The 24,835-nt window shown below is 60.6% G+C and carries 22 protein-coding genes and 1 tRNA gene; 4 read left to right on the top strand and 19 right to left on the bottom strand.

Going from position 1 to position 24,835, the window contains the following annotated elements; genetic code table 11:
* Positions 1-65 precede the first annotated feature (65 nt).
* Positions 66-224, top strand: a complete 159-nt coding sequence (locus PLD_RS01840) for a YqaE/Pmp3 family membrane protein (RefSeq protein WP_159889255.1) — start codon at positions 66-68, stop codon at positions 222-224.
* Between the two features lie 41 nt (positions 225-265).
* On the opposite strand, the gene PLD_RS01835 is transcribed toward PLD_RS01840, so the two are convergent.
* The 18 genes from PLD_RS01835 to rpsU form a co-directional block, all read right to left on the bottom strand.
* Positions 266-2,098 (bottom strand): S9 family peptidase, encoded by a 1,833-nt coding sequence (locus PLD_RS01835; RefSeq protein ID WP_159889253.1) that lies wholly within the window; start codon positions 2,096-2,098, stop codon positions 266-268.
* Positions 2,064-3,233, bottom strand: coding sequence for a pyrroloquinoline quinone biosynthesis protein PqqE (gene pqqE, locus PLD_RS01830; RefSeq protein ID WP_159889251.1), 1,170 nt, complete (start codon positions 3,231-3,233; stop codon positions 2,064-2,066). The genes PLD_RS01835 and pqqE overlap by 35 nt, the downstream gene beginning before the upstream one ends.
* Positions 3,205-3,480: a pyrroloquinoline quinone biosynthesis peptide chaperone PqqD gene (gene pqqD / locus PLD_RS01825; protein ID WP_102861941.1), complete on the bottom strand. Its 276-nt coding sequence runs from the start codon at positions 3,478-3,480 to the stop codon at positions 3,205-3,207. The genes pqqE and pqqD overlap by 29 nt, the downstream gene beginning before the upstream one ends.
* The gene (gene pqqC / locus PLD_RS01820; RefSeq protein WP_159889249.1) at positions 3,477-4,229 is read right to left on the bottom strand and encodes a pyrroloquinoline-quinone synthase PqqC; all 753 of its coding nucleotides are present in this window, start codon (positions 4,227-4,229) and stop codon (positions 3,477-3,479) included. The genes pqqD and pqqC overlap by 4 nt, the downstream gene beginning before the upstream one ends.
* A gap of 91 nt (positions 4,230-4,320) precedes the next feature.
* Entirely contained in the window at positions 4,321-5,232 is a 912-nt protein-coding gene (gene pqqB / locus PLD_RS01815) for a pyrroloquinoline quinone biosynthesis protein PqqB (protein WP_159889247.1), read from the bottom strand.
* Between the two features lie 94 nt (positions 5,233-5,326).
* Positions 5,327-5,401 carry a pyrroloquinoline quinone precursor peptide PqqA gene (gene pqqA, locus PLD_RS01810; RefSeq protein ID WP_003194766.1) on the bottom strand — a complete coding sequence of 25 codons (75 nt, stop codon included), beginning with the start codon at positions 5,399-5,401 and terminating at the stop codon, positions 5,327-5,329.
* Positions 5,402-5,557: 156 nt separating this feature from the next.
* A complete protein-coding gene (gene pqqF, locus PLD_RS01805; protein ID WP_159889245.1) occupies positions 5,558-8,020 on the bottom strand; it encodes a pyrroloquinoline quinone biosynthesis protein PqqF in 2,463 nt (820 codons plus the stop codon).
* A gap of 48 nt (positions 8,021-8,068) precedes the next feature.
* Entirely contained in the window at positions 8,069-8,863 is a 795-nt protein-coding gene (locus tag PLD_RS01800) for a carbon-nitrogen hydrolase family protein (RefSeq protein ID WP_159889243.1), read from the bottom strand.
* Between the two features lie 98 nt (positions 8,864-8,961).
* Complete coding sequence (locus PLD_RS01795) at positions 8,962-10,644, bottom strand: NAD(P)/FAD-dependent oxidoreductase (RefSeq protein ID WP_159889241.1); 1,683 nt, start codon at positions 10,642-10,644, stop codon at positions 8,962-8,964.
* Positions 10,645-10,820: 176 nt separating this feature from the next.
* Complete coding sequence (locus PLD_RS01790; protein ID WP_159889738.1) at positions 10,821-11,282, bottom strand: Lrp/AsnC family transcriptional regulator; 462 nt, start codon at positions 11,280-11,282, stop codon at positions 10,821-10,823.
* A gap of 198 nt (positions 11,283-11,480) precedes the next feature.
* Entirely contained in the window at positions 11,481-11,873 is a 393-nt protein-coding gene (locus tag PLD_RS01785; protein WP_159889239.1) for a putative Ig domain-containing protein, read from the bottom strand.
* Between the two features lie 305 nt (positions 11,874-12,178).
* Positions 12,179-12,421 (bottom strand): hypothetical protein, encoded by a 243-nt coding sequence (locus PLD_RS01780; protein WP_095185049.1) that lies wholly within the window; start codon positions 12,419-12,421, stop codon positions 12,179-12,181.
* Between the two features lie 10 nt (positions 12,422-12,431).
* On the bottom strand, positions 12,432-12,932 hold the full coding sequence (locus tag PLD_RS01775) for a hypothetical protein (RefSeq protein ID WP_178116100.1): 501 nt from the start codon (positions 12,930-12,932) through the stop codon (positions 12,432-12,434).
* A gap of 553 nt (positions 12,933-13,485) precedes the next feature.
* Positions 13,486-13,562 (bottom strand) — tRNA-Ile (locus tag PLD_RS01770).
* Between the two features lie 15 nt (positions 13,563-13,577).
* Positions 13,578-17,321: a bifunctional diguanylate cyclase/phosphodiesterase gene (locus tag PLD_RS01765; protein ID WP_159889237.1), complete on the bottom strand. Its 3,744-nt coding sequence runs from the start codon at positions 17,319-17,321 to the stop codon at positions 13,578-13,580.
* 110 nt (positions 17,322-17,431) lie between these two features.
* Positions 17,432-19,279: an RNA polymerase sigma factor RpoD gene (gene rpoD / locus PLD_RS01760; protein ID WP_159889235.1), complete on the bottom strand. Its 1,848-nt coding sequence runs from the start codon at positions 19,277-19,279 to the stop codon at positions 17,432-17,434.
* A 67-nt stretch (positions 19,280-19,346) separates the two neighbouring features.
* Positions 19,347-21,320, bottom strand: coding sequence for a DNA primase (gene dnaG / locus PLD_RS01755; protein WP_159889233.1), 1,974 nt, complete (start codon positions 21,318-21,320; stop codon positions 19,347-19,349).
* A 481-nt stretch (positions 21,321-21,801) separates the two neighbouring features.
* Entirely contained in the window at positions 21,802-22,017 is a 216-nt protein-coding gene (gene rpsU / locus PLD_RS01750) for a 30S ribosomal protein S21 (RefSeq protein ID WP_002551877.1), read from the bottom strand.
* Positions 22,018-22,216: 199 nt separating this feature from the next.
* On the opposite strand from rpsU, the gene tsaD reads away from it, so the two are divergent.
* Entirely contained in the window at positions 22,217-23,242 is a 1,026-nt protein-coding gene (gene tsaD, locus PLD_RS01745) for a tRNA (adenosine(37)-N6)-threonylcarbamoyltransferase complex transferase subunit TsaD (protein ID WP_159889231.1), read from the top strand.
* A gap of 47 nt (positions 23,243-23,289) precedes the next feature.
* Here the strand turns inward: tsaD and plsY are convergent, their stop codons facing one another.
* On the bottom strand, positions 23,290-23,859 hold the full coding sequence (gene plsY / locus PLD_RS01740; RefSeq protein ID WP_159889229.1) for a glycerol-3-phosphate 1-O-acyltransferase PlsY: 570 nt from the start codon (positions 23,857-23,859) through the stop codon (positions 23,290-23,292).
* A 74-nt stretch (positions 23,860-23,933) separates the two neighbouring features.
* On the opposite strand from plsY, the gene folB reads away from it, so the two are divergent.
* Both folB and folK read left to right on the top strand, forming a co-directional pair.
* A complete protein-coding gene (gene folB / locus PLD_RS01735) occupies positions 23,934-24,287 on the top strand; it encodes a dihydroneopterin aldolase (RefSeq protein WP_159889227.1) in 354 nt (117 codons plus the stop codon).
* The gene (gene folK / locus PLD_RS01730; protein ID WP_159889225.1) at positions 24,278-24,793 is read left to right on the top strand and encodes a 2-amino-4-hydroxy-6-hydroxymethyldihydropteridine diphosphokinase; all 516 of its coding nucleotides are present in this window, start codon (positions 24,278-24,280) and stop codon (positions 24,791-24,793) included. The genes folB and folK overlap by 10 nt, the downstream gene beginning before the upstream one ends.
* Positions 24,794-24,835: the final 42 nt, after the last annotated feature.

Raw genomic sequence — 24,835 nt, 5'->3', positions numbered from 1 at the left:
GCGCGCAGCCAGGGTCGATTGCACGTGAGGCTCATTCGAGCCGACTTCTTATGAGGAGCTGCCCTATGGACTTGATCCGCATCATCTTCGCCATTCTCTTGCCGCCCTTGGGAGTGTTTCTGCAAGTGGGCTTGGGCGGCGCTTTCTGGCTGAACATCCTGCTGACCCTGTGCGGATACATCCCCGGTATCGTGCACGCGGTGTACATCATCGCCAAACGCTGATTATCCAAGCTGCCCGTTCCAGCTGAGCGGGCAGCACCCGCTCAGCATTGGGCTTGCAGCACCTTCTGATAAAACCGCCATTCCTGTTCCAGCGCGTGAGCCTGATTGTCCGCCTTGCGAAAGCCGTGGCGTTCATCCGGGTAATAGTGGGCCTCGGCAGCAATGCCCTGATCCTGGAGCGCTTTGAGCATGTCGCGGGTCTGCTGGGGCACCACCACGGCGTCCAACTCACCCTGGAAAAACACCACGGGCACGCTGATGTTGCTGGCGTACCGCAGCGGCGTGCGCGCCAGATAGCGCTCGTTGTCCTGCTCTGGATCGCCGATCAGCCAGTCCAGATAGTCGCCCTCGAACTTGTGCGTGGAACGGGTGAGGGCAATGGGGTCGCTGACCCCGTACAGGCTGGCGCCGGCACAGAACGTCTTGGCGAAAGCCAGGGCACAGAGGGTGGTGTAGCCCCCCGCGCTGCCGCCACGGATGAACGCCTGTTGTGGATCGATCAACCCTTGCTGGTCCAGGTAGGACACCACCGCGCAGGCATCTTCCACATCCACTTCGCCCCAGCGCAGGTGCAGGGCTTGGCGATAGGCCCGGCCATAGCCGCTGCTGCCACGGTAGTTCAGATCGGCCACGGCGAAGCCGCGCTGGGTCCAGAACTGGATGCGCGGATCGAGGATCGGATAGCAGGCCGAGGTGGGGCCTCCATGGATAAACACCACCAGAGGCGCTCGGTTGACCCCGTTCATGGCCGGATAGAAGAAACCGTGGGCCAGGCCGTCACCGCTGGGGTAGCACAGGGTTTGCGGACGGCTGATGCATTCCGCCGGCAGCGGCGCCACGCCGCCGGCCAGTACCTGTACCTGCTGGGTTTCGCGCTCGATGGTGATCACCGCCGAGGGGCTGACGGGGGAGGCGGCGATGCAATACAGGTAGCGCTGATCCAGCGCCAGGCCGCGAAAGCGACTGTAGTCGCCACTGAAGTCCTGTTGCGCACCGTCGGCGTGGTGCACACCGAGACGGCCGAAGCCATTCTCGGTCCAGCTGCCGAACCAGGCGTCACCGCCCAGGGGCATCCAGGTCCTGCAGCCCAGCTGCCAGGGTGCTGGAGCGTGATCGGCCGCGGTACAGGGCAGCGGGCGCAAGCCGCTGCCGGACTCGCCCCAGGGTTGCCAGAAGCCCTGGCGATCGGTCAGGCAGTAGAGTTGCTGGTCCTGGTCGAAGCGTGGCTGCTGCAGGGATTCCTGCTCGCCGTCTCCGGCCACGCAGCGCGGCTCACCCCAGGTGCCGTCGCCGTGGCGTTCGGCGAGCATCAGGCGAGTGCAGGTCCAGGGCTGATGAGGGCGATCCCATTCGATCCAGGCCAGGCGTTGGCCGTTGGCGCTCAAGGTCGGAGCGGCATAGAAGTCGGCCCCGGCGGCGAGCAACTGCCGACGCCCGTCGTGGAGGTCGATGGCCACCAGCCGGTGCTCGTTGGCGCACTCTTCCACGGCCAGGACCTGATCGGCGTGAGCCTGCAGATCTCCGTAGCGGCAAACGCCCTGGGTCAGGGCTTCTGGCGCGCCGCCCGCTAGGGGCTGGCGATACAGCTGCTGGTCCGCGTCATTGACGAACACCAGGTGTGCGCCGCTGATGCAGAAGGCGCCGCCACCATATTCATAGACGCGGCTGCGGGCGCTGAAACCCGCCGGGGTCAGGCAGCGGGCCTGGCCTTGCTGCCAATGCCAGATCCGGCAACTGGCGTCTGCGGGACGGTATTCATTCCAGAACAGGCCGTGGGGCGTCAGTTGCAGCTCGGCAAAATCGGTTCCGGCGGCGGTGGCCTGGTTGGCGCTGAAGGGCTCAACCCTTGGCGATGAGGCGTGAGTTTCGTTCATTGCGAAAGGCCAGTTGCTCAATGGTTTGGGTGGCGGTTTCGGCTTCTTCGCGGGCCTTGAGAATCATCCCGTGGTGTTCCGATTTGCTGCACACAGGATCGGCGTTGCCGGCATCCCCGGTGAGCATGAAGGCCTGGCAGCGACAGCCACCGAAGTCCTTTTCCTTCTCGTCGCAGGAGCGGCACGGCTCCGGCATCCAGTCGTAGCCGCGGTAGCGATTGAAACCGAAAGAGTCATACCAGATGTGCTGCATGCTGTGATCGCGCACATTGGGGAACTGCACCGGCATTTGCCGCGCGCCGTGGCAGGGCAGGGCGGTGCCGTCCGGGGTCACGGTGAGGAAGAGGCTGCCCCAGCCGTTCATGCACGCCTTGGGGCGCTCTTCATAGTAGTCCGGGGTGACGAAAATCAGCTTGCAGGGATGCCCTTGGGCTTCCAGCTTGGTGCGGTATTGGTTGGTGATGCGTTCGGCGCGCACCAGTTGCTCTTTGGTGGGCAACAGACCAACACGGTTGAGCTGGGCCCAACCATAGAACTGGCAGGTAGCGAGTTCGACAAAGTCGGCTTCCAGGGCAATGCACAGCTCGATGATGCGGTCGATTCTATCGATATTGTGCCGATGGGTGACGAAGTTCAGCACCATCGGATAGCCGTGGGCCTTGACCGCGCGGGCCATCTCCAGCTTCTGGGCGAAGGCTTTCTTTGAGCCGGCCAGCAGGTTGTTCACCTGCTCGTCGCTGGCCTGGAAGCTGATCTGGATATGGTCCAGGCCGGCTTTCTTGAAGTCGCTGATCTTCTGTTCGGTGAGGCCGATGCCGGAGGTGATCAGGTTGGTATAGAAGCCCAGCTTGCGCGCCTCGCCGATCAACTCGGCGAGATCCTGGCGCACCAGCGGTTCGCCACCGGAGAAGCCCAACTGCGCAGCGCCCATCTCCCGCGCTTCACGGAATACCTTGATCCATTGTTCGGTGCTCAGCTCCTTGCCCTGCTCGGCAAAGTCCAGCGGATTGGAACAGTAGGGGCATTGCAGTGGGCAGCGATAAGTCAGCTCGGCCAGCAGCCACAGTGGCAGGCCGACTTCCGGTTTGTCGGGCAGCGACACCGACTCAGCCGAGTTCGATCCAGTGCTGGGCACGGGCGACCTCCATGAACTGCTCGATATCGTCACCGAGCTCGGCCACTCCGGGGAACTGCACTTCCAACGCCTGGATGATCGCTGCCACGTCACGCTCGCCGTCGATCAGGCCGCCTATCAGCGCGGCGCTGTCATTGAGCTTGATCATGCCTTCCGGGTAGAGCAATACATGGCCTTTTTGTGCCGGCTCATACTGGAAGCGGTAGCCGGGACGCCAGCGTGGGGTTTTGCTGCGGTCGAAACTCATAGGGGGATCCCTTTATGCCAGACCCGCTGATCGGTGACGCTGTGATAGGGCGGGCGGTTTAACTCATAGGCCATGCTCATGGCATCGAGCATGCTCCAAAGGATGTCCAGTTTGAACTGGAGAATTTCCAGCATGCGTTCCTGGCCGGCACGGGTGGTGTAGTGCTGCAGGGTGATGGCCAGACCGTGTTCCACATCGCGCCGGGCCTGGCCCAGGCGGGTGCGGAAGTACTCGTAGCCGGTCGGGTCGATCCAGGGATAGTGCTGGGGCCAGCTGTCCAGGCGCGATTGGTGGATCTGCGGGGCGAACAGTTCGGTCAGCGAGCTGCTGGCCGCCTCCTGCCAACTGGCGCGACGGGCGAAGTTGACGTACGCGTCGACGGCAAAGCGTACCCCGGGCAGGACTAATTCCTGGGAACGCAGTTGGTCCGGGTCCAGGCCCACGGCTTGCCCCAGGCGCAACCAGGCCTCGATGCCGCCGTCTTCGCCGGGGGCGCCGTCGTGGTCCAGCAGGCGCTGAATCCACTCGCGGCGAACTTCCCGGTCCGGGCAGTTGGCGAGGATCGCCGCGTCCTTCATGGGGATGTTCACCTGGTAGTAGAAGCGGTTGGCAACCCAGCCCTGGATCTGCTCGCGGGTCGCCCGGCCTTCATACATCGCCACGTGATAGGGGTGATGGATATGGTAGTAGGCGCCTTTGGCGCGCAGTGCCTGTTCGAATTCGGCGGCGGACAGCGGGGTGTCGGTCATGTGTGTTCTCCGGAGGGTGCCCTTTCGCGGGCAAGCCCGCTCATAAGCAAAGGGGCCAGGGCGCTTGGGTCGAGCTTGTGGGCGATTCGCCCTACAGCTCAATACTCATTCCGTCGTAAGCCACTTCCACCTTTCGGCGTACCAGTTCGGCACGTTCGGCGGAGTCTTCGTCGAGGATCGGGTTGGTGTTGTTGATGTGGATCAGCACCTTGCGCTGGCGGGGCAGCTGTTCCAGCACTTCGAGCATGCCGCCCGGGCCGTTCTGGGCCAGGTGGCCCATTTCCCGGCCGGTGCGGGTACCGACGCCCCGGCGCTGCATTTCATCGTCTTCCCACAGGGTGCCGTCCAGCAGCAGGCAGTCGCTGGCGGACATGATCTCCAGCAGCGGCGCGTCCACCTTGCCCAGGCCCGGCGCGTAGAAGAGCTTACCGCCGCTGCGCAGGTCTTCGACGATCAGGCCGATGTTGTCGCCTGGGTGCGGATCGAAACGATGGGGCGAATAGGGCGGTGCAGCACTGCGCAAAGGCAGTGGGGTGAAGCGCAGGTTGGGGCAGGCCGGAACCGTGAAGCTCTGGTCGAGCTCGATGCGGTTCCAGCTCAGGCCGCCGTTCCAGTGGCTGAGCATTTTGAACAGAGGGAAACCGGTGCTCAGGTCTTCGTGGACCATGTCGGTGCACCAGACCTGATGCGGGCAGCCTTCGCGCAGGCTGAGCAGACCGGTGGTGTGATCGATCTGGCTGTCCATGAGGATGATGGCGCTGATCCCGCTGTCGCGCAGTGCACGGCCCGGTTGCATGGGGGCAAAACCCTGCAGTTGGGCGCGGATGTCCGGGGAGGCATTGCACAGTACCCAGTTCACCCCGTCATCGGAAATCGCGATGGACGATTGGGTGCGAGCCTGGGCCCGCAGGCTGCCGTCGCGAAACCCTGCGCAGTTCACGCAGTTGCAGTTCCACTGCGGAAAACCACCGCCGGCGGCGGAACCTAGAATCTGGACAAACATGGACGCTCCCAGGGAAAAAAGACGTAGAACTGAAAATAAAAACGCCCCGGACGGACCGAGGCGTTGCGCTGCGTTTTCTGGCCAGAGGCAGAAATCAGCGGCTGGCGAAGTACATGGTGACTTCGAAGCCGATACGCAGGTCGGTGTAAGCAGGTTTGGACCAAGTCATAAAAATGCTCCTTTGAGGTGGGTGGGACGAGTATTGCCTATACATATAGTCCACCTCCGGCGGGAGATGTTCAGATGCTTAGGAGGCTATGTTACTAAATTCCCGTAGAAGGTTGCCCGCAATTCTGAAGAAAGCTCATTGCAGCGCCGGTAATGATCATACGGTCTCTTGCCAGGGTGATCCGGGACCAGGGCCGGTGGCCAGAACTTGCCAGCCACCGGCAGCGGCCATCAGGGACTCGGCGGCCTGGGTCACCGCGGCGGGGCAGAGGGCGTTGATATGAACCTGTAGCTGCTGCAGGTAATCCGACGGGTGGCCGGCCAGTTTCGCTTGCCAGAGCAAGTCCGCCGCTTGATCCACAGGCAGGAACTCGGATTGGAACTGGCAGGCTAGGGCCCGTTGTTGATCAGTCCAGGTGTGTTCGGCGAGCGCCTGCAACTGCTCGGGTAGGCGCTGGAGAAACGTCTCAAGGTGCTGGAGTATTTGCGTGGGCGTCGCGCTGGGGGACTGCACACCGAACAGCAGGCCGGTTTGGCCGTTGCGCTGGCGCAGGGTGCTGAACACCGCGTAACCCAATTGCAGTTCGACGCGTAGGCGCTGGTAGAACGGCGTCTGACAGAGTTGACCCAGCAGGCGCCAGGCCGCTTCATCCTCAAGGTGGGCAGTCGGCGTCGGGCAGAACAGCAGCAAGGCATGTTCACTGGCATCTGCGGGTAGCCGTTGCCAGTGGTAGCTCACCCTGGGCGAGGCCGGCTGGCAGAGGCTGGCGTCCGCCGTGCCCGGGACGGCATGCAGTGCCCGGCTAACCGCGTCCTGAACCGTGCTCGGCAGGGCCAGCGCCAGACCGTCCCAGCGGGCCCCGGCCCACAGCGCTTGCCGTGTCTCTGGTGCTGGCGATGGTGCGCCGCCGGGGCACGGTTGCTCGGTGAAGTCCCTGAGCAATTGACGAATCGGCATCAGCGGTGCCTCGTCGTGAGGCCTTTCGCTTCCTGGGGCGCAGGTTTCGTGGGGCCGGGTCAGGACGCTCAAGGCTTGATGCAGCACCGCCGGCAGGGGCTGATGCAGGCCGCTCAGTTTCAGCAGCAGGTCTTGGCCACAGGTCGAAAAACTCAGTTCCACGCCTGCCTGGCGGGCATCGCTGCGCAGCGGGGCCAGGTCGCGAAGCAACCGGGCATGCAGGCCGGCGGCGGCTGGTGCCGCCAAACGCCAGCGCAGCATCAGTGCCCCTTCGTCGCCGTTTACGGGCAGCGCCTGACTGATGTTCAGCGCCGAGCTTTCTCTGCGGCCACGGGAGCGATCCTGGGCAAAGGTACGTAAGCCTCGGTGAGCGCTGGTTTGGCCACGTATCAGCCCTGCTCGCGGGGCCTCGGCCATGCTGCGCAGGAACGGATTGGCGGCGGGCAGTTGCCAGTCGTTGCCGAAGTGTTCCACCGCCTGCGGCTGTAGCTGCTTGAGCACATGCTTGAGGGCGTCGAGGGCCTGCTCATCCAGCTCGTCGGCGGCTTGTCGACTGTCCCGGCGTGCCAGTTCCAGAGCGCCGACGATCCGGTGCTGGCGTTGTTGCAGCAAGGCATACTCCGCGCGCAGTCCTGGCCAGTCGGCCTGAGCGCTGAAGAACCCCAGCCATTCTTTCAACAGTTCGCGGATCTGTGTCGGTGCCGTTGGCGCCTCGCTGCTCAGGTCCAGCTCTAGGTGCAGCAACGCCTGCCCGGCAAACTGATACGGTGTGGCCGCCTTCAGGCTGTGGGCCAGCCGGCGTTGCTGGAGTTCGGCGAGCAACCCCCCAGGCTTGGCCGATTGCAACCAGGTGCTGAGAAAGTCCAGTGCCGACGCGGCCCCTTCGGGCAATCGCTCCAGGGGCAACAGCAGATCCAGGCGTTGTGCCTTGAGGTATTGATAGCTCTGGGCTCCATTGCACATCAGCGCCGGTGGCGAGCCTTGCTCAAGGCGCTGGCCTTTCGGCAAGTCGGCACTGAAACGCTCGGCCAGTTCACGCAGTCGCACCAGCGGCTGCGGGCCCGCCAGGCTCAGGGTCATTTGTGCGCTTTGGTAGACATCGCGATGGAACTGGCGCAGCGCTTGCTGAAAGGCCGGGTTGGCCAGGTTCAGGCTGTAGCGGTTACCGGCATGAAAGGCCCGCAGTGGGTGTGTGGCACAGAGGCCGTCAAACAGTGCGAACTGGCGTTGCGCGGCCGCATCCCGGGACCAGGCGATGAATTCCGCATGCAGCACTTCTCGCTCGCGACGCTGGTCCTCAAGTGTCAGGCGCGGTCGGGCGAGCATGTCGCCCAGGCGCTCCAGGCCGCCGGCAAAGGTGCTCAGCGGCAGTTCGAAAAAGAATTCGGTGCTGCGTTCACAGGTTTTGGCGTTCAACTGTCCGCCCTGAGCGCGCACGTAGGCCATCAACCCTTGTTCGGCAGGAAAGCGTTCGGTGCCCAGAAACAGCAGGTGCTCAAGAAAGTGTGCAAGGCCCGGCCAGGCCAAAGGAACATCATGGCTGCCAGCCGCCACTCGCAGCACCGCGGCGCAGCGTTTCAGGTGGGGTGCATGACGCAGGGAAACCCGCAAGCCGTTGGCCAGGGTTTCAAGGTGGTGCGAAGGGTGGTTCAGCGCGGGCATGGGCACTTCCAGAACAGAGAAGCGCTCATGCTAGCGGAATTTTCTGACTCAGCGCTTACTCAAGTCGGCGTAGAGCTCGGGGCGGCGATCAGCCAGATAGTGGTTGAGCGCCCGGGACTCATTCATTAGCTGACGCTCCAGAGTGCCCATGATCAACGCCTCGTCTAGTCCGGCTCGGGCGACTCGGTGGCCGTCGGGGGCGGCGATGCTGCTCTGACCGCAATAGCGAATCTGATCTTCCCGTCCACAGTAGTTAGCGTATGCCACGTAGCACTGGTTCTCGAAGGCCCGGGTACGAATCGTCACGTCGGCGACGAAGTCGTAGGGAATCATGTTCGCTGTCGGCACCAGGATCAGTTCGGCCCCGGCCAGGGCTAGACGCCGGGCGTTTTCCGGGAACTCGATGTCGTAGCAGATCAGGAAACCCAACTTCCAGCCGTTGAGCTCCACCAGGCGGAAGTCGTCGTCGCCAGCGCTGAACATCGAGTGGTCCAGGTCACCGAACAGATGGGTCTTGCGGTAATTGCACAGGCGCTGGCCGTTGGCATCGATCAGTTGCACGGCGTTGTAGATCTGGCCATCACTGCCGCGTTCCGGGTAGCCATAGAGGATCGCCGTGCCGGCGGCTTGAGCGATAGCCGCGATGCGCTGGGCCGATGGGCCGTCCTGGGCTTCAGCCAGCGCAGCCACCGCTTCGAGTCCGATGTTGTAGCCGCTCAGGAACATCTCCGGCAGCACCAGCAGATCAGCATCAGTGGCTTCCATGGCCACCCGGCGCAGGCGTTGCAGGTTAGCAGCCACATCCAGCGGCATGGGGGGGCACTGGTACAAGGCGACACGCATGGTCTTCACTCCTCTGACAGGCTGACCGGCCACTGTAGCGGCTGTCGCAGATTGCGATAAGCCCCATAAAGGGCTTCCAGCGTACAGTGCCCGGTTGTTTAATCCGCCAGGGCAATCGGTCCGATCTCATGGAACACATCACCTGGTCCTGGGTTCTCCGGATGGGTGGCGCCGCCGAAGTGTTTCATGATTCCCCACACGGCGTTGAGCGAGGTCTGCACTGCGCCTTCGACCCAGGCCGGGGTCCAGGACACATCGTCGCCGGCAATGAAAATACCCCGTTGTTCGGCCGGCATGTCGTCCTGCATGAAGTGCGCGTACATCCGCTGGTTGTAGCGGTAGTGGCCTGGCAGCGCGCCCTTGAAGGCGCCAAGGAAATGCGGATCGGCCTCCCAGGACACGGTGATCGGGTCGCCGATGATGCGGCTGGCGATATCCACTTTCGGGTAGATCTTCTTCAGTGCGTCCAGGGCCAATTTCACGCGTTTTTCCACGGGCTGCGGCAGCATCTTCAGAGCATCGCTCATCCACGAGTAGGACAGGCAGATCACCCCTGGCTTGTCGTCGCCGTTGTCGAACAGATAGGTGCCGCGGGTCAGGCGATCGGTGAGGGTCATGCTCATCAGGTCGCGGCCGGTCTCCGGGTCCTTGTCCTTCCAGAAGGGGCGATCGACCATGACGAAGGTCTTCGACGACTGCATGTAGCGCGTACGGTCCAGGGCCATCCACATCTTTTGCGAGAACAGCGATTCCTCGCATTCGATCTGGGTGGTCAGCAGCCAGCTCTGACAGGTGGTCAACACCGCCGCGTACTCCCGAGTGTCGCCCCAGTTGTCGGTGATGCTGAAGCTCCCGCCGGCGGCCCGAGCAATGCGCTTGACCCCAGTGCGTGGCGCGCCGTTGTGCAGCGAACTGAGAGTGGTCCCGGCCGGCCAGTGGGCGCAGCGTTCGGGGGCGTGACGCCAGATGCCCAGGGGCACCTGCTCGACACCGCCGACCACCAGGTGCTGGTGGTCGTCGCAGTTGGTCATCACCACGCGGAAGATTTCCAGCATCGAGTTGGGGAAGTCCGAGTCCCAGCCACCGGTGCCGAAGCCCACCTGGCCGAACACCTCACGGTGGTGGAACGACAGCTTGGCGAAGGCCTTGGAGGTGGCGACAAAGTCATAAAAGGTGCGGTCGTCCCACAGCGGCACCAGGGTGTTCCACAGCTCCTTGAGGCGTGGCACGTCGCGATCGCGGATGGCTTGCTGGATCTCGCTGAAGCGCGAACCGTCCTCCAGGGCGTCGGCCCAGGCGTCGGCGACTTCCTGGAACAGCGCCGGCAGGTCGGCGAGTTTTTGTGCGTAGTGGGTCTGGCCTTCGAGGTCGATGACGGTGCTGCCCGACGCCGGAGTCAGTGGGTTGGGGAAAGGTTTGGTTTCTAGGCCGAGTTTGTCGACGTAGTGATAGAAGGCCGTGGACGACACCGGGAAGCGCATGCCCCCCAGCTCGGCGATGATGCCTTGCGCGCCTTCAAAGGCCTGGGAACGTAGCCGTCCGCCCATCTTCGAGGCCTCGTAGACGACCGGCTTGAGGCCCAGCTTCATCAGCTCATAGGCCGCCACCAACCCGGCGATGCCGGCACCGACAATGGCCACCTCGGTGCCGTGCTGGGCTTCGGGGATACTGCCCAGGCCAGCGGGGTGCTCGATCCAGTCGTCGAAGGCGAAAGGGAAATCCGGGCCGAAAATGGTGATCGGTTTTTTACCGTCTGCAGGATGGCGATTGTTCTTGTTCATGGCTGACCTTCGCGGGCGGCTCAGCAAGGTGCTGAGTATAGGAAAAGATGGCAGCCATTTTAGAGAGGGTGGAACACGTAAATAAGACGCAATCTGTCGTCGTTATGTACTGTTAATTGTCAATATGACGAAGTTCTGCATCATATAGACGAGTGGCCTACATGATAGCGGGCGTGCTAGAGCGCATGCCCGCGGTCGATTTTGCTGCTGAGGATGATCGAGGTGGTGGTTTTTTCCACGCCATCGACGCTGCCGATCTGGTCCAGCAACTGGTCCAGTTGCTCCGGCGAGTCCGTGCGCAGCCAGGCTACGTAGTCGAACTCGCCGCTGACCGCACACAACTGCTGGACCTGGGCCATGCCGCTCAGGCGACGCAAGACTTCCTTGCCGGACCTTGGCTGAACCTTGATTCCCACATACGCCTGCAAACCGCCATCGACCACTCGTTGACCTAACCGTACCCCGTAACCGGTAATGACCCCGGTCTTCTCCAGCCGGGCCAGACGTGAGGTCACAGTGGTACGGGCAATGCCCAACTGCCGGGCCAGCATAGCCACGCTTTCGCGAGCGTTGATCTGCAAGGCTGCGATCAACTGCCGGTCGACTTCATCAAGAACGGGTGGGCGGCTATCGGACAAGATGGGCTCCAGCACGGTGATCGAGGGAGCGAGCATGTTACATGCCTCGGGCAAAGCCTGGCTGCCGCCGGCAGAAAATGCGCTGTGGTGAAAAGGGTACAAGGCTTCTCGGCATTGGGTGGCCCTAGAGAGGCTCCGATCAATTTGGGGCGCGGCAGCCGCAAGTCGAAAATGCTCCCGGCGCTCGCCGAGCGCCCATTACTCCGTGACCTTGAGCCTGTAAACGCGGCTTGCTCTAAGCCCCGCACACTGGGTGCCATAAGTACCGGCGGATACGCGCACTTCATACGTGCCCGCTTTAAGTGGCGTACCAGTGATGCGTCCCTGTACATCGTGGTCTTGCTGCTCAACCCAAAGCCCTTCAGGCAGGGCGTAGGTATCACTCACATAAATGCCACGAACGGGCGTCGAGGTATTGATCACTTCAAGTCGTACGTTGTAAGGCACACCGACTGTGGCGGCTGGCAGGTTATCAGGGAGCAATACCGGCTCAGGTCGAATCGCGCAGCTCACTATCAGGTTCCCGAACATGATCGCTTCACAGCCAGCCAGCGGCACCGTCAAACAGAAGAGGATGAGTGCGTTTCGCAAAATCTAAGGTTTCTTTCTTGTTGGCGCAGAATAACCCTGAAGATCGTTTGCGCACATGGATCGGGCCAACCAATGTGGCATGACACATTTCCGACTGCACCTGGCCTGCGTTACAGCCGCCACCCATCATTTAGCAGTGATTTTGACGGCATCTAACCTACGTTAGAAGTTACCAGTATGTTCAAAGGCCCCCCCAATCCGCCTGCAAGGTCCAACGCTAAGATTATCGATCAACGCGCTGTTGATCGACGGTTGTCCCATATGATTTTGGGTCAGAGTCGGCACCGAGAAATCGTGCAAGGGCTTCAGTCCCTCTCCGTGAATCGCCGCCGCGTCAGGAAAAGCACTACGCCCAGCGGCACGGCCAGCAACGCTAGCAGCTCCAGGTCAAAGCCCAGCACCTGCTGCTCACCAACCTTGAAGATGCTGACCAAGCCCGTTGCCAGCAGCGCCAAACCCAGCCACTTGCGCAGCGGGTATGGTTTCAGAAACTGAACGAGGATCGCGCCCAGCACCAGAAGGACGACAGTTTGCATGATGTAGGGCATGTGCAGTTCCTCAGACCTTGATGACCAGCGTCACGACAGAGCGTTGTGGGCCAATCCCGCCATGGACCTCCCCCTCGATGCTGACCAGCACGTCACCTGCATGAAGGTTCGGCAGGGTCCCTTTGAGGTACCAGTTGATACCTGTCGTCACGACTGCACCTGAAGCCCAGCCAATGAGTGGCCCGCCCAACGCACCTACCCTCCCGGCAACGCCACCTGAGGCCGCAGCAATTCCCTTGGCGACGTTGCCGCGCATAGTAGTGATAGCGTCGGCCTGCTGCCGGGTCAGGGGATTGGAAATGCAGACTGTCAGCAGGCATGGCAGGTTTCGAGCCTGCATTCGGTCGTACATATCGACGACCATGCTGTTGACCTGGTAATGGGCGCGTTTCGCTTCGCCAAAGTGCAGCTCGCGCAGGCGACCTCGGTCGCTTTCCATGAGGGTGATTTGAGACAGATTGAAGACGATCCCTTCCTCGGACCTGTACTGCGTGGTCTTCTCGAACCTCATGCGCGTATCCATTCGTGCAAAAAGACGATGATTTTCTACAAGCGGTGACTAAGATGCAAACGGTCTTTGATGTGAGACCCCGGGGGAATTTGACGTCTGCACGGGTCTCATCGCCAGCAAGCCAACTCCCCGGTAACAACACATCGAGCGCGTCGGTTTTGCAGACGTTAGGCCGAGGCGCCTCCGCACGAAACACGGCTGGGATATGCTGTGACCGTGTAAAGCTCCGTCGACAACTTCTGCATTGCGCTGGGGTTAAGGGCGTGCAATCAAACTGCAATCGCGGAATCCCGCTGCACCTCTCTCACGAGCTTGAAGGCGGCTGATGATAATCGGGATGCCCCTCGGTGCGCTCACCACGTGCAGAAGCCCAGAAGTATTTCGCGTGATGCTTGTAGACGTCGGTGACTTCCGATAGGTCTGAGCCCAGACCTTGAACCAAACTCAACAAACAGTAGGCGCATGATTTCGAGATTGTCTTGATAGAACGTTGACTGTAGCTGTGATGGCCCCGCCAGAAACACGAAAGCCGCGCAATGCGCGGCTTTCAAAGTGGTGGGCCCACACGGACTTGAACCGTGGACCAAAGGATTATGAGTCCTCTGCTCTAACCAACTGAGCTATAGGCCCTCAGTAGGCGGCGGATTATAACGATGGTTTCTCGGCTGTGCTATCCGAAAAATCGGAAACCCGGATCTGTAGGAAGGTTGTGCAAAACTCCAGGGGCTCCAGGGGCAAGCTGACGATGTAGCCTTGGATCTGCTCGCAGCCTTCAAGGGCCAGGAAGGTTTGCTGCTCTTGGTTTTCCACGCCTTCGGCAATCACTGTGAACTGCATGCTCCTGCCCAGGGCGATGATGGCGCGGACGATCGCTACATCGTGCGGGTCGTCCGGCAGGCCGCGGACAAACGACTGGTCAATCTTGAGGAAGTCCAGGGGCAGGCGCTTGAGGTAGCTCAGGGACGAGTAGCCGGTGCCGAAGTCGTCGATGGCCAGCTGCACCCCCAGGCTCTTGAGTTGATGCAGTACTTCCAGGGCTTCTTCGGCCTGGCTCATGATGAAGTTTTCGGTGATTTCCAACTGCAGTACCCCGGGTTGCAACTGATAGTCGCGCAGCAGTTGTTCAATGCGGCCCAACAGATTGGGCTGGCGCAGTTGGGCGCCGGCCAGGTTCACCGAAAGCGGGCCGAAGCTTTCATAGTCCTGGCTCCAGGCAGCGAGTTGCTGACAGGCCCTTTCGAGCACCCAGTCGCCGATCAGTAGGATCATGCCGTTTTCTTCGGCCAGGGGAATGAAATGCTCGGGAGGTACTTCGCCGAAAGTGGGGTGGTGCCAACGGATCAGCGCTTCGGCGCCTACCAGCTCCTGGTTGCTGAGGCTGATCTTGGGCTGAAAGGACAGCGACAGCTCGTTACGCTCGATGGCCCTGCGCAGTTCATGTTCCAGGGCGATGCGTTCGCTGGCCTGGGCCGTCAAGTCGCGGGTGTAGTGCTCGACTCGGTTACGACCTTTGGCCTTGGAGCGGTACATGGCGGCGTCGGCGTTCTTGATCAGGGTAGCAACGTCGCAGCCGTCCTCGGGGTAGAGGCTAGTGCCGATGCTGGCGCTGATGAAAAACTCGTGCTCACCGGCCTGAAATGGCGCGGTAAAGCAGTTCAGAAGCTTGCCGGCGATATAGTCCGCGTCGCTGGCCTGGTGCAAGCCCGGGAGCAGGATGATGAACTCGTCTCCACCCAGCCGGGCCACGGTGTCGATGTCCCGCAACTGTTCCTTGAGGCGCACGGCAATGCCTTTGAGCAGCAGGTCGCCCACTGGATGGCCGAGGCTGTCGTTGATGTGTTTGAAGCGGTCCAGGTCAAGGAATAGCACCGCGCCTTGTCCGCCGCTGTCTTGTTGGCTGTTAAGCGCCGTCAGTAACCGGCTTTCGAATAAGGTGCGATTTGGCAGTCCGGTCAGCGGATCGTGATGAGCCTGGTAGTCCAGTCGCGCCTGGGCGTGCTTGAGGCTGGAAATGTCGGCAAACACCGCGACGAAATGGGTGATCCCCCTGTCGTTATTACGTACCGCGTTGATGGTCAGCCAGTTGGGATACAGTTCGCCGCTCTTGCGGCGATTGGTGATCTCGCCCTGCCAGTGGCCTTCGAGGGTCAATTGGTGCCACATGGCGGCGTAGAACGCGCTGTCATGCAGGCCTGAAGCCAGTAAGCGCGGTGTATGGCCAAGGGCTTCGCTTTCGCTGTAGCCGGTGATTTCGCTGAAGGCGCGATTGACCGCACTGATGCGCTGCTGAGTATCAGTGATCAACACGCCCTCGGCGGTACTTTCGAACACCGTGGCGGCCTGCTGCAGCTTTTCCTGCATTAATTGGCGGTCGGTGATGTCTCGGGCAATGGTCAGCATGCAGTCATCATCGCCAATGGGCAGCGGTCGACTGGACACTTCGCACAGGCGGATTTGCCCATCGCTGCGACGGATATGGCAGATAAAGTCTCGAACGAATCCGTCGCGCTGCAGCAGTTCGAGCATCGTTTTACGTTCGTTGAGATTGACCCAGATCCCCAGGTCCAGGGTCGAGCGGTCCAGTGACATGGCGCTGTTGAAACCGGTGATGCGGCTGAAGCCTTCGTTGATCTCGATCAGCAGGCCATCTCGCTGCCGGGTCAGCAGCAGTCCGTCCGGTGAAGCGTGGAAGGCCTTGGCGAATTTTTCCTCGGATGTCTGGAGTTGCTGCTGGGTTTCTTTGAGCTGGCTGATGTCGCGTACCACCACTACCAATGCGGGGGTGGTATCGAGGTCGAAGGGCTCCGCGGAGATCAGGCCAGTGAACGTCTGGCCGTTGTGACGTTGGAACGGCATCTCCAAATTGCGGATGCTACCGGCCTGCAAACGCTGCAACAGGCTCGGACCGATGCCCTGGACTCCCCATATATTCAGATCGGTGGCGGTCTTGCCGATCACGCTTTCAGCAGGTAGACCAATCTGTTCTTCGAACGCTTTGTTGACCTCCAGCAGGCAGCCGTCGGACAGACGCGCGATGACCAGAATGTCCGGGCATTGCTGGAACACCGAGGCAAACTTCTGCTCGGACAGGCGCTGCGCCTCTTCGGTGTGCTTGGTTTCGCTGATATCGATCATCAGGCCACGCATCACCGGTTCTTGGCCATGCTCGATCAGGCTGACAATGTCACGTACCCAAAGGCAGCGGCCGTCGGCGGTGATGACCCGATAGTCGAGGCTGTGGTCGCGCCCGGCTTGAACTTCGTGGTCGCAGAATGCTTGCGCACGGGTCAGGTCGGCAGGGTGGATGATGTTGCGCCAGAACCCAGGGACCAGCCAGTGGGAACGGGGATAGCCCAGCAATGCCTCGGCGTGGGGCGAGACGTAGCTGTAGGTAAAATCGCTGATGTTGGCTTCCCAGGCGATCGCCGAGAGGCTCTCGACCAAGCCACGGTAATGGTATTCGCTGCTGCGTAGCTCTTGTTCCAGCGCCACTCTGCGAGAGATCTCCGAGCTCAAGCGGCGATTGATACGGATCACCACTGCCAGCACGCTGACCAGCAGCAACAGGCCGGGCAGGCCATACAGCAGAACATCTGACCAGAAGGTTCGATGGTCGAGCACATTGCCCACCCAGCGTTGCTGAATCTCATTGACTTCATCGGGGCTGATATCGGCCAGCACCTTGTCGAGAATGCCCACCAGTATCTTGTTGTCCCGTGGTACGCCCATCGCCAGTTGATAGCGATATGGGGTTTCGCCGCTGACGTAGAGGCCGTCGAGCTTGAGTTGGCGCAGGCTCCAGACGCTGGAGGCCAGGTCGCCAACCACCGCGTCTACCTCGTCGGTGGCCAGGGCCTGGAGGGCTGAGCTGACATTGGGCAAGGCCACCAGGTTCAGGTCCGGGTGATTGCTGCGCAGTAACTCGTGGGGAGCGTAGTTCTTCACCACGGCGACCTTGAGTCCGTACAGGTCCTGGAGTTTTCGGGGTTGCGCGCCGCCTTCGTGAGCAAGGATGACGATGGGAAAGTCGAGATAGGGGCGGGTGAAGGCAATGTAGTTCTGGCGTTCCGGGGTCGACATGATGCCGGGTAGCAAGTCCAGCTTGCCTTGCTTGATGTCCTCAAGCACCGCAGTCCAGCTGGCAGGCTCGACGGGTTTGAGGGCTACCAACAGGCGTTCCTGGATCAGTTCGATATAGTCGGCTGCCAGGCCCTGATAGCGGCCTTGTTCATCTCGATACTCGAAGGGCGGCCAAGACGCATCCACACCCAGACGCAACTCCGGGTGAGTTTTGAGCCAGCTACGTTCTTCTTCTGTGAGAGTCAGTGCACCAGCCATTGTGCTCCAAGTGAGCAGCGCCAGCAGGAGCATGGCCGACAGTCTGGGCATAACCATCTCTTTATGGCACGTGGAATGTTTCGAGTGTAGACGGCCTGGACAGCGAGGGTCGCGAGGAGAGACAAAAAGCAAAACCCCCAGCAGGGCTGGGGGTTCTGGGCTTACTCGTCGAGGAAGGAGCGTAGATGCTCGCTTCGCGTCGGGTGGCGCAACTTGCGTAGCGCCTTGGCCTCGATCTGACGAATTCGCTCACGAGTGACATCGAACTGCTTACCTACCTCCTCAAGGGTGTGGTCGGTATTCATGTCGATGCCGAAGCGCATCCGCAGGACCTTGGCTTCACGTGCAGTGAGGCCGGACAGTACGTCGCGAGTTGCTTCTTTAAGGCTCTCAACCGTGGCGACATCGATTGGCGACTGCATGGTCGAGTCTTCGATGAAATCGCCCAGATGGGAATCTTCGTCATCACCGATCGGCGTCTCCATGGAGATCGGCTCTTTAGCGATCTTCAATACCTTACGGATTTTGTCCTCAGGCATTTCCATGCGTTCGCCCAGCTCTTCCGGGGTCGGTTCGCGGCCCATTTCCTGCAACATCTGCCGGGAAATACGGTTGAGCTTGTTGATCGTCTCGATCATGTGCACCGGAATACGGATGGTGCGTGCCTGGTCGGCGATCGAGCGAGTGATCGCCTGACGAATCCACCAGGTGGCATAAGTCGAGAACTTGTAGCCGCGGCGGTATTCAAACTTGTCCACAGCTTTCATCAGACCGATATTGCCTTCCTGGATCAGATCGAGGAATTGCAGGCCACGGTTGGTGTACTTCTTGGCGATGGAAATCACCAGACGCAAGTTCGCTTCAACCATCTCTTTCTTCGCGCGGCGGGCCTTGGCCTCACCGATCGACATGCGACGGTTGATGTCCTTGATCTCGGCGATCTTCAAGCCGGTTTCGGCTTCAAGAGCGCTCAGTTTCTGTTGGCAACGGATGATGTCCGGCTGCAGGCGAGCGATGGCTTCGGCGTACTTGCTCTTGCCTTTGGCCAGGGCTTCGGTCCAGCTTTCATCGACTTCGTTGCCTGGGAACTGGCGCAGGAAGTCAGTGCGCGGCATGCGGGCATCACGCACGCAAAGTTGCATGATGGCGCGTTCTTGCTGACGCAGACGATCCAGGGCGCTGCGAACACGTTCAACCAGGCCTTCGAATTGCTTCGGTACCAGTTTGATCGGCATGAACAGCTCAGCCAGGGCCAGCATCTCGGCAATGGCTTGCTTGTTCTCGCGGCCGTGCTTTTTCAGCACCTTGCGGGTGATCTCCATCTGATCGGAGACAGCGCCAAAGCGCTGTGCGGCGACGACAGGATCCGGACCGCTTTCGGTTTCTTCTTCGTCTTCGGTTGCTTCAGCTTCTTCGTCGTCACTGTCGTCATCCGCTTTCGCGGTTTTGGTGTCGACAGGCGGCGGTATTTCGGCGGCAGGCGGCGTAATGCCGTCGTCCGGGTCGATGTAACCGCTGAGAACGTCAGACAGGCGGCCACCTTCGGTGGTGACGCGAGTGTATTCGGAGAGGATGTGGTCAACCGTGCCTGGGAAGTGCGCGATTGCGCCCATCACTTCACGGATGCCCTCTTCGATACGCTTGGCGATTTCGATTTCGCCTTCACGTGTGAGCAGCTCTACCGTGCCCATTTCGCGCATGTACATGCGCACTGGGTCGGTAGTGCGACCGATGTCGGTTTCCACAGCCGCCAACGCTGCGGCGGCTTCTTCAGCTGCTGCTTCGTCGGTGTCGGCTTCGGCCAACAAAAGGGCATCCGCATCCGGAGCACTCTCGAATACGTTGATCCCCATGTCGTTGATCATGCGGATGATGTCTTCCACCTGTTCCGGATCTGAAATATCCTCCGGCAGGTGGTCGTTGACCTCCGCGTAAGTCAGGTAACCCTGCTCACGTCCACGGCTGATCAACTCTTTGAGGCGAGACTGCTGTTGCGCTTTTCCGGACATAACACCCTATCCACTGAAGGTCTTGGCGGGCAAAAAACAAGCCGAGGATTATACCCGAGCTATGACCTCACGCGCCAGTTGAGGTCGGGTTAGATGCGGGAACATTGCGTTTTAGAAGCTCAACCAGCTGTTTTTTCTCTTCGCTGCTGAGCTCGCTTTGACGCGATTTCCTGAGAAGTTGCTCTAAAACGCGCTCGCGTTGGCGAGCGGACAAGCTATTAATGGTGTCGAAAAATTGTTGTTCAAGGTTGTCTCCGTCGATCAGCCACTCTTTTTCCGCCAGTGCGGTGAGCAGATGCCCTTGCTGGGTGCCGTGCCAGCGCGCCATCAATTGATGAATAGAGCGTAGCTTAGGATTTTTCTGCACTGCTTCGATCAGGGCCACCAACAGTTGAGTATTGGTGTTGTCGTCATCGGCAAAATGTCCGGCATCTTCAACTTTTTCTGCTAGTTGCGGGTGGTGCAGTAAGGTGCGCAGGGCTGCCAGGGTAGGCGGCTCTACTGCTGCGGGGATGCGTGGGCCGCGGGGTTGGTCGCGATCTCCTTGGCGCTTGCCCTTGCCATTCTTGTCCCAGGGCTTGTTTTCCCACTTTTTACCGGCGCCGCTTTTCTTTGTTGTCCATTCTTGCTGAGGAACATAAGCCTCCTGGTGGGGCTCATGGTAGTCGGTGTAATCCGGCATGGCGTCGTAATCGATGCCAGCGTCGTAGATCGGCGGCGCTTCCGAGTGAGTATTGTGCGCCAACTGGGTGACCGTTTCGTTGGTCAGGCCGGTGATTTCGGTCAGGCGCTGGCGCATCAGGGTTCGCAGGTTGGCGCCAGGGATTTTTTCGATCAGTGGCGCTGCCAGCGTGGCCAGATGGGCCTTGCCTTCTAGGGAGCGCGGGTCTGCTTCATCGATCAGTTGCTGGAAAAAGTAATCCGCCAGCGGCTGCGCGTGCTGATTGATCCGGGCGCGGAAAGCGTCGGTGCCTTCGGAACGGACCAGAGTGTCCGGATCTTCCCCTTCGGGAAGAAACAGGAAGCGTGCGCGGCGTCCGTCCTGCAGGCAGCTCAGGGTGGCTTCCAGGGCGCGCCAGGCGGCCTTGCGTCCGGCTTGGTCGCCGTCAAAGCAGAACAGCACGTTGGGTACAATGCGGAACAGGCGCTTGAGGTGTTCCTCGCTGGTGGCGGTGCCCAGAGTGGCCACGGCGTTGCGCAGCCCCTGTTGGGCCAGGGCAATCACGTCCATGTAGCCTTCGACGACGATGATTTCATCGAGGTTGCGGTTATTCTTGCGGGCCTCGAACAGGCCGTAAAGTTCCTGGCCTTTGTGGAATACCGGGGTTTCCGGGGAGTTCAGGTACTTGGGCTTGTCGTCCCCCAGAACGCGGCCACCGAAAGCGATGATGCGGCCGCGCGTATCGCGAATCGGGAACATTACGCGGTCGCGAAAACGGTCATAGCGCTTGCCCGTTTCGGCGTTCTCGATCAGCAGTCCGGCATCGATCATGGCTTTCTGCTGCAGGGTATCGCTGCTCAGGTGCTTGAACAGGTTGTCCCAGCCGGGCGGAGCAAAGCCCAGGCCAAAGTCCCGAGCAATTTCGCCGGTCAGGCCGCGACCTTTCAGGTAGTCGATCGCAGCCTTGCGCGCAGGATGGCTTTTCAGCGCCTGGCGATAGTAGTCGGCGGCGGCGTTGAGCAGTGGGTACAGCGGCGAGTCCGTGGGTTGCCGCGGTTTGCGTTGGCTGCGCCCGCTTTCCTCGCGAGGGATCTCCATGCCGGCGGCTTTCGCCAGTTCCTCGACGGCCTGGGGGAAGTCCAGGTTGTCGTGGTCCATGATGAAGCCGAGGGCGTTGCCGCCCGCGCCGCAACCGAAGCAATAGTAGAACTGCTTGTCGGGGCTGACGCTGAAGGAAGGGGTCTTTTCTTTGTGAAAGGGGCAGCAAGCCGTGTAGTTCTTGCCGGCTTTTTTGATCTGCAGGCGCGAGCTGACAACATCGACGATGTCGGTGCGGTTCAGAAGGTCGTCAATAAAGCTCTGGGGAATGAGCCCGGCCATGGCGTTCTCGTCATCACTGCGCGGAAAAATAGCCCTGGCGATGCTGTCGAAAAAAACCGGGACGACGAAGCGTAGGCATTACGCGGCTCGAAGCAGGTTTTCGGCGTGATCGCAGTCGGGAAGTGTATCTGCCGAACATCCACTGACGTTAGTTCTCATCAGTATTCGACTGGTGAAGGTGGTGCGCTGAATCCGACAGTGGCGGTTGGGAGGCCTCGGATAGCTCATTAAGCGGGCGCTGGAGAAGGGCGCCTTGGGCTGATCGTCTGTAGGAGTCAGTAAGGGTGTGCTCGTCAGTAGCCTTGGAAGGCTCGTCAGAAAAGACGTGCACCGCTGGCTAAAAGCCAGGTCTGACGTGGTGAAGCAGTTCGTCTGGGTCGCATGGGCGGCCTGGACGGTGAAGCATCAAGCGTATTCCGCAAATGCCATTAGCCCGGCTGAGGGCCGGGCTTGGCAGAAGCTTGCAGCGAACGTCTGTGTATTAGTACAGGCGTACGGCGCGGCGCTGTTCGCGCTGAACTTTCTTGGCGTGACGCTTAACAGCAGCAGCTGCTTTGCGCTTACGCTCAGAAGTCGGCTTCTCGTAAAATTCGCGGCTACGAACTTCAGCCAGAACACCGGCTTTTTCGCAGGAGCGCTTGAAACGACGCAGAGCTACGTCGAAGGGTTCGTTCTCTTTAACTTTGACGGCTGGCATCCAGAGCTACCTTCATTCATTACCGGGGTCAACGTTCTCGTCGCAAAATCGCGGCTGAGGTCGTCGGTTTTTAAGGGTTGCGGATGTTAACCCCTCAACGCTCGGAATGCAAAGCCTCTGATCGAAAACCGCTGGTCGGGCGCGGGAGTGGCGACTATTATGCGCGCCTTCGAATTCAGCCTCTACAAGGCGCAAACCCATGCTAGTACTGGGATTAGAAACGTCCTGCGACGAAACCGGCGTCGCGCTTTACGACAGTGAGCGCGGCCTGCTGGCCGACGCGCTGTTCAGTCAGATCGACTTGCATCGCGTCTACGGTGGTGTGGTGCCGGAGCTGGCCTCCCGTGATCACGTCAAGCGCATGCTGCCGCTGATCCGCCAGGTGCTGGCGGAGGCGGACTGCGTGGCCACCGAGATCGATGCTATAGCCTACACTGCCGGTCCCGGCTTGGTAGGTGCCTTGCTGGTCGGTGCTTCTTGTGCCCAGGCGCTGGCCTTTGCTTGGGGGATTCCAGCCCTGGGCGTGCATCACATGGAAGGCCACTTGCTGGCGCCTATGCTAGAAGAGCAGCCGCCGGAGTTTCCGTTCGTCGCTTTGTTGGTTTCCGGCGGTCACACCCAGTTGGTTCGGGTCGATGGCATCGGCCAATACGAGCTGTTGGGCGAGACTCTGGATGACGCTGCCGGCGAGGCATTCGACAAGACAGCGAAGATGATTGGCCTGAATTATCCTGGCGGTCCCGAGATCGCGCGTCTGGCGACTCAAGGTCTGGCGGGGCGCTTTGTGTTTCCCCGGCCTATGACTGACCGCCCTGGTTTGGATTTCAGCTTCAGTGGTTTGAAAACCTTTGCGTTAAACACTTGGCAGCAGTGCGTCAGCGCTGGAGACGACGGTGAGCAAACCCGTTGCGACATCTCTCTCGCGTTCCAGCAGGCGGTGGTGGAAACTCTGACCATCAAATGCAAACGGGCCTTGAAGCAGACCGGTCTCAAGCGTCTGGTGATTGCCGGAGGCGTGAGCGCCAACAAGGCGTTACGGGCTTCTCTGGAAAAAATGCTCGCTGAAATGAAGGGCAATGTGTTTTATGCCCGTCCTGAGTTTTGTACCGATAACGGCGCGATGATTGCTTTTGCTGGCTGTCAGCGTTTGCAGGCCGGGCAGCAGGAAAGCCTGGCGATTAGTGTGCAGGCGCGCTGGCCGATGGAGCAGTTGTCAGCGCTTTGATCAGTGTGCAGGCGCCCGTCAAGTTGAAAAAGTCTCATTTGCGGGATTCAAAAATGCCGTTCGCGCCCGGCAAACAGGTCGCGTAAATTGCCGCGATGGCGCCAGACGATCAGCAACGTGAGCACGCTCATCGGCAGCAGCGCCTCAGGCTTTTGCCAGGCCAGCAGTGGCAGGGTCAGGGGCGTCGCAATCAAGGCCGCCAGCGAGCTGGTGCGAGTGAGGTAGAAGGTCAGCGCCCAGGCGGTGACGGCTAGCAATGCGGCTGGGGGATAGAGTCCCAGCAGCATGCCGGCGGCGGTGGCGACACCTTTGCCACCACGGAAGCGAAAGTACAGTGGAAACAGGTGACCGAGTACGGCATAGAGCCCGATCCAGGCCTGTTGGTGCGGTGAAAGTCCTGCGAGGTTGGCGATCAGCACGGGTAGCAAGCCCTTGCACAGGTCTCCCAGCAAGGTCAGGACAGCGAGTTTTCTGCCGGCCAGGCGCAGCATGTTGGTGGCGCCGGCATTACCCGAACCACTCATTCGCGGGTCGGGATTACCCGTGAGGCGGCTGAGCAAAATGGCGAAGGACAGAGAGCCGAGCAGGTAGGCGAGAATCGCCAGTAACCAAAACATGCTAACTATTCCGGGCGAGGACGCCCTGATTCTAACGGCGCATTGCGCCCTTGTCGTGCTGCGGAGAAGAGTGCTTGGACAGAGTGTTTATCGAAGGACTGGAAGTGGACACTGTGATTGGTGCCTATGACTGGGAGCGAGGCATCCGACAGTGCCTGCGTCTTGATCTGAGCTTTGCCTGGGACAATCGTCCGGCCGCGGCAGGGGACGATCTGACGCTGGCGTTGGATTATGCCAGCGTCTCTGCCCGCATTCAGGCGTTCGCCGAGCAGGCTCAGTACCAGTTGGTGGAGACCTTTGCCGAGCGTCTTGCCGAAGTGTTGATGAGTGAATTTCACATCCCTTGGTTGCGCTTGAAGCTGACCAAGCCAGGTGCCGTTCCGGCTGCCACGGGTGTGGGTGTGGAGATCGAGCGCGGATGTCGCTGACTCAGGTGTTTCTGGGGCTGGGTAGCAATATCGAGCGTGAGGTTCACCTGTGTGCCGGGCTCGATGCCCTGGCTGGCTTTTTGGTGGATATACGCTGCTCGCCAGTGTTCGAAAGCCAGCCTGTAGGGATCAAGAGTGGTCCGTTCTTCAACTTGGTGGTGACCGCCTTTACCGATTTGTCGCTGGCTGATCTCGATCGTCGATTAAAGCTCATCGAGGCGGACAACGGCCGTTACGCCCCAGACCGTAAAGGTTTGCCATTGGACATCGATGTGCTGCTGTACGGTGACCTGACTGGCAATTTCGACGGTCTGATTCTGCCTCGAGCGGAAATTTTGAAGAACGCCTTTGTGCTTTGGCCGCTATCGCTGATGGCGCCCGACCGGGTTCATCCGTTGGCGGGCCAGTGTTTCAGCGTGCTGTGGGGGGAGGCGCAGATCGATCAGGTGCTGGCGCCGGTGGCCTTTGAATGGCGTGGTCGGCAACTTACGCCTGCGGCTTTATAGCTTCTGTCATTGCGATGGGCGGGCAGGGCTTGAGCCTACCCG

This window comes from Pseudomonas sp. LD120 (genome assembly GCF_009861525.1).
Classification (GTDB): domain Bacteria; phylum Pseudomonadota; class Gammaproteobacteria; order Pseudomonadales; family Pseudomonadaceae; genus Aquipseudomonas.
The sequence above is the reverse complement of the archived record's forward strand: the minus strand, read 5'-3'. Positions and strand labels throughout refer to the sequence as shown.

Bases quoted from the DNA above. Each gene is read 5' to 3' on its own strand.
- rpoD (WP_159889235.1), bottom strand. From the start codon at position 19,279: ATGTCCGGAAAAGCGCAACAGCAGTCTCGCCTCAAAGAGTTGATCAGC.
- PLD_RS01800 (WP_159889243.1), bottom strand. From the start codon at position 8,863: ATGCGTGTCGCCTTGTACCAGTGCCCCCCCATGCCGCTGGATGTGGCT.
- PLD_RS01795 (WP_159889241.1), bottom strand. From the start codon at position 10,644: ATGAACAAGAACAATCGCCATCCTGCAGACGGTAAAAAACCGATCACC.
- PLD_RS01840 (WP_159889255.1), top strand. From the start codon at position 66: ATGGACTTGATCCGCATCATCTTCGCCATTCTCTTGCCGCCCTTGGGA.
- folK (WP_159889225.1), top strand. From the start codon at position 24,278: ATGTCGCTGACTCAGGTGTTTCTGGGGCTGGGTAGCAATATCGAGCGT.
- PLD_RS01835 (WP_159889253.1), bottom strand. From the start codon at position 2,098: ATGAACGAAACTCACGCCTCATCGCCAAGGGTTGAGCCCTTCAGCGCC.
- tsaD (WP_159889231.1), top strand. From the start codon at position 22,217: ATGCTAGTACTGGGATTAGAAACGTCCTGCGACGAAACCGGCGTCGCG.
- PLD_RS01780 (WP_095185049.1), bottom strand. From the start codon at position 12,421: ATGCCCTACATCATGCAAACTGTCGTCCTTCTGGTGCTGGGCGCGATC.
- rpsU (WP_002551877.1), bottom strand. From the start codon at position 22,017: ATGCCAGCCGTCAAAGTTAAAGAGAACGAACCCTTCGACGTAGCTCTG.
- dnaG (WP_159889233.1), bottom strand. From the start codon at position 21,320: ATGGCCGGGCTCATTCCCCAGAGCTTTATTGACGACCTTCTGAACCGC.
- pqqD (WP_102861941.1), bottom strand. From the start codon at position 3,480: ATGAGTTTCGACCGCAGCAAAACCCCACGCTGGCGTCCCGGCTACCGC.
- pqqB (WP_159889247.1), bottom strand. From the start codon at position 5,232: ATGTTTGTCCAGATTCTAGGTTCCGCCGCCGGCGGTGGTTTTCCGCAG.
- PLD_RS01765 (WP_159889237.1), bottom strand. From the start codon at position 17,321: ATGCCCAGACTGTCGGCCATGCTCCTGCTGGCGCTGCTCACTTGGAGC.
- pqqC (WP_159889249.1), bottom strand. From the start codon at position 4,229: ATGACCGACACCCCGCTGTCCGCCGCCGAATTCGAACAGGCACTGCGC.
- PLD_RS01775 (WP_178116100.1), bottom strand. From the start codon at position 12,932: ATGAGGTTCGAGAAGACCACGCAGTACAGGTCCGAGGAAGGGATCGTC.
- plsY (WP_159889229.1), bottom strand. From the start codon at position 23,859: ATGTTTTGGTTACTGGCGATTCTCGCCTACCTGCTCGGCTCTCTGTCC.
- pqqF (WP_159889245.1), bottom strand. From the start codon at position 8,020: ATGCCCGCGCTGAACCACCCTTCGCACCACCTTGAAACCCTGGCCAAC.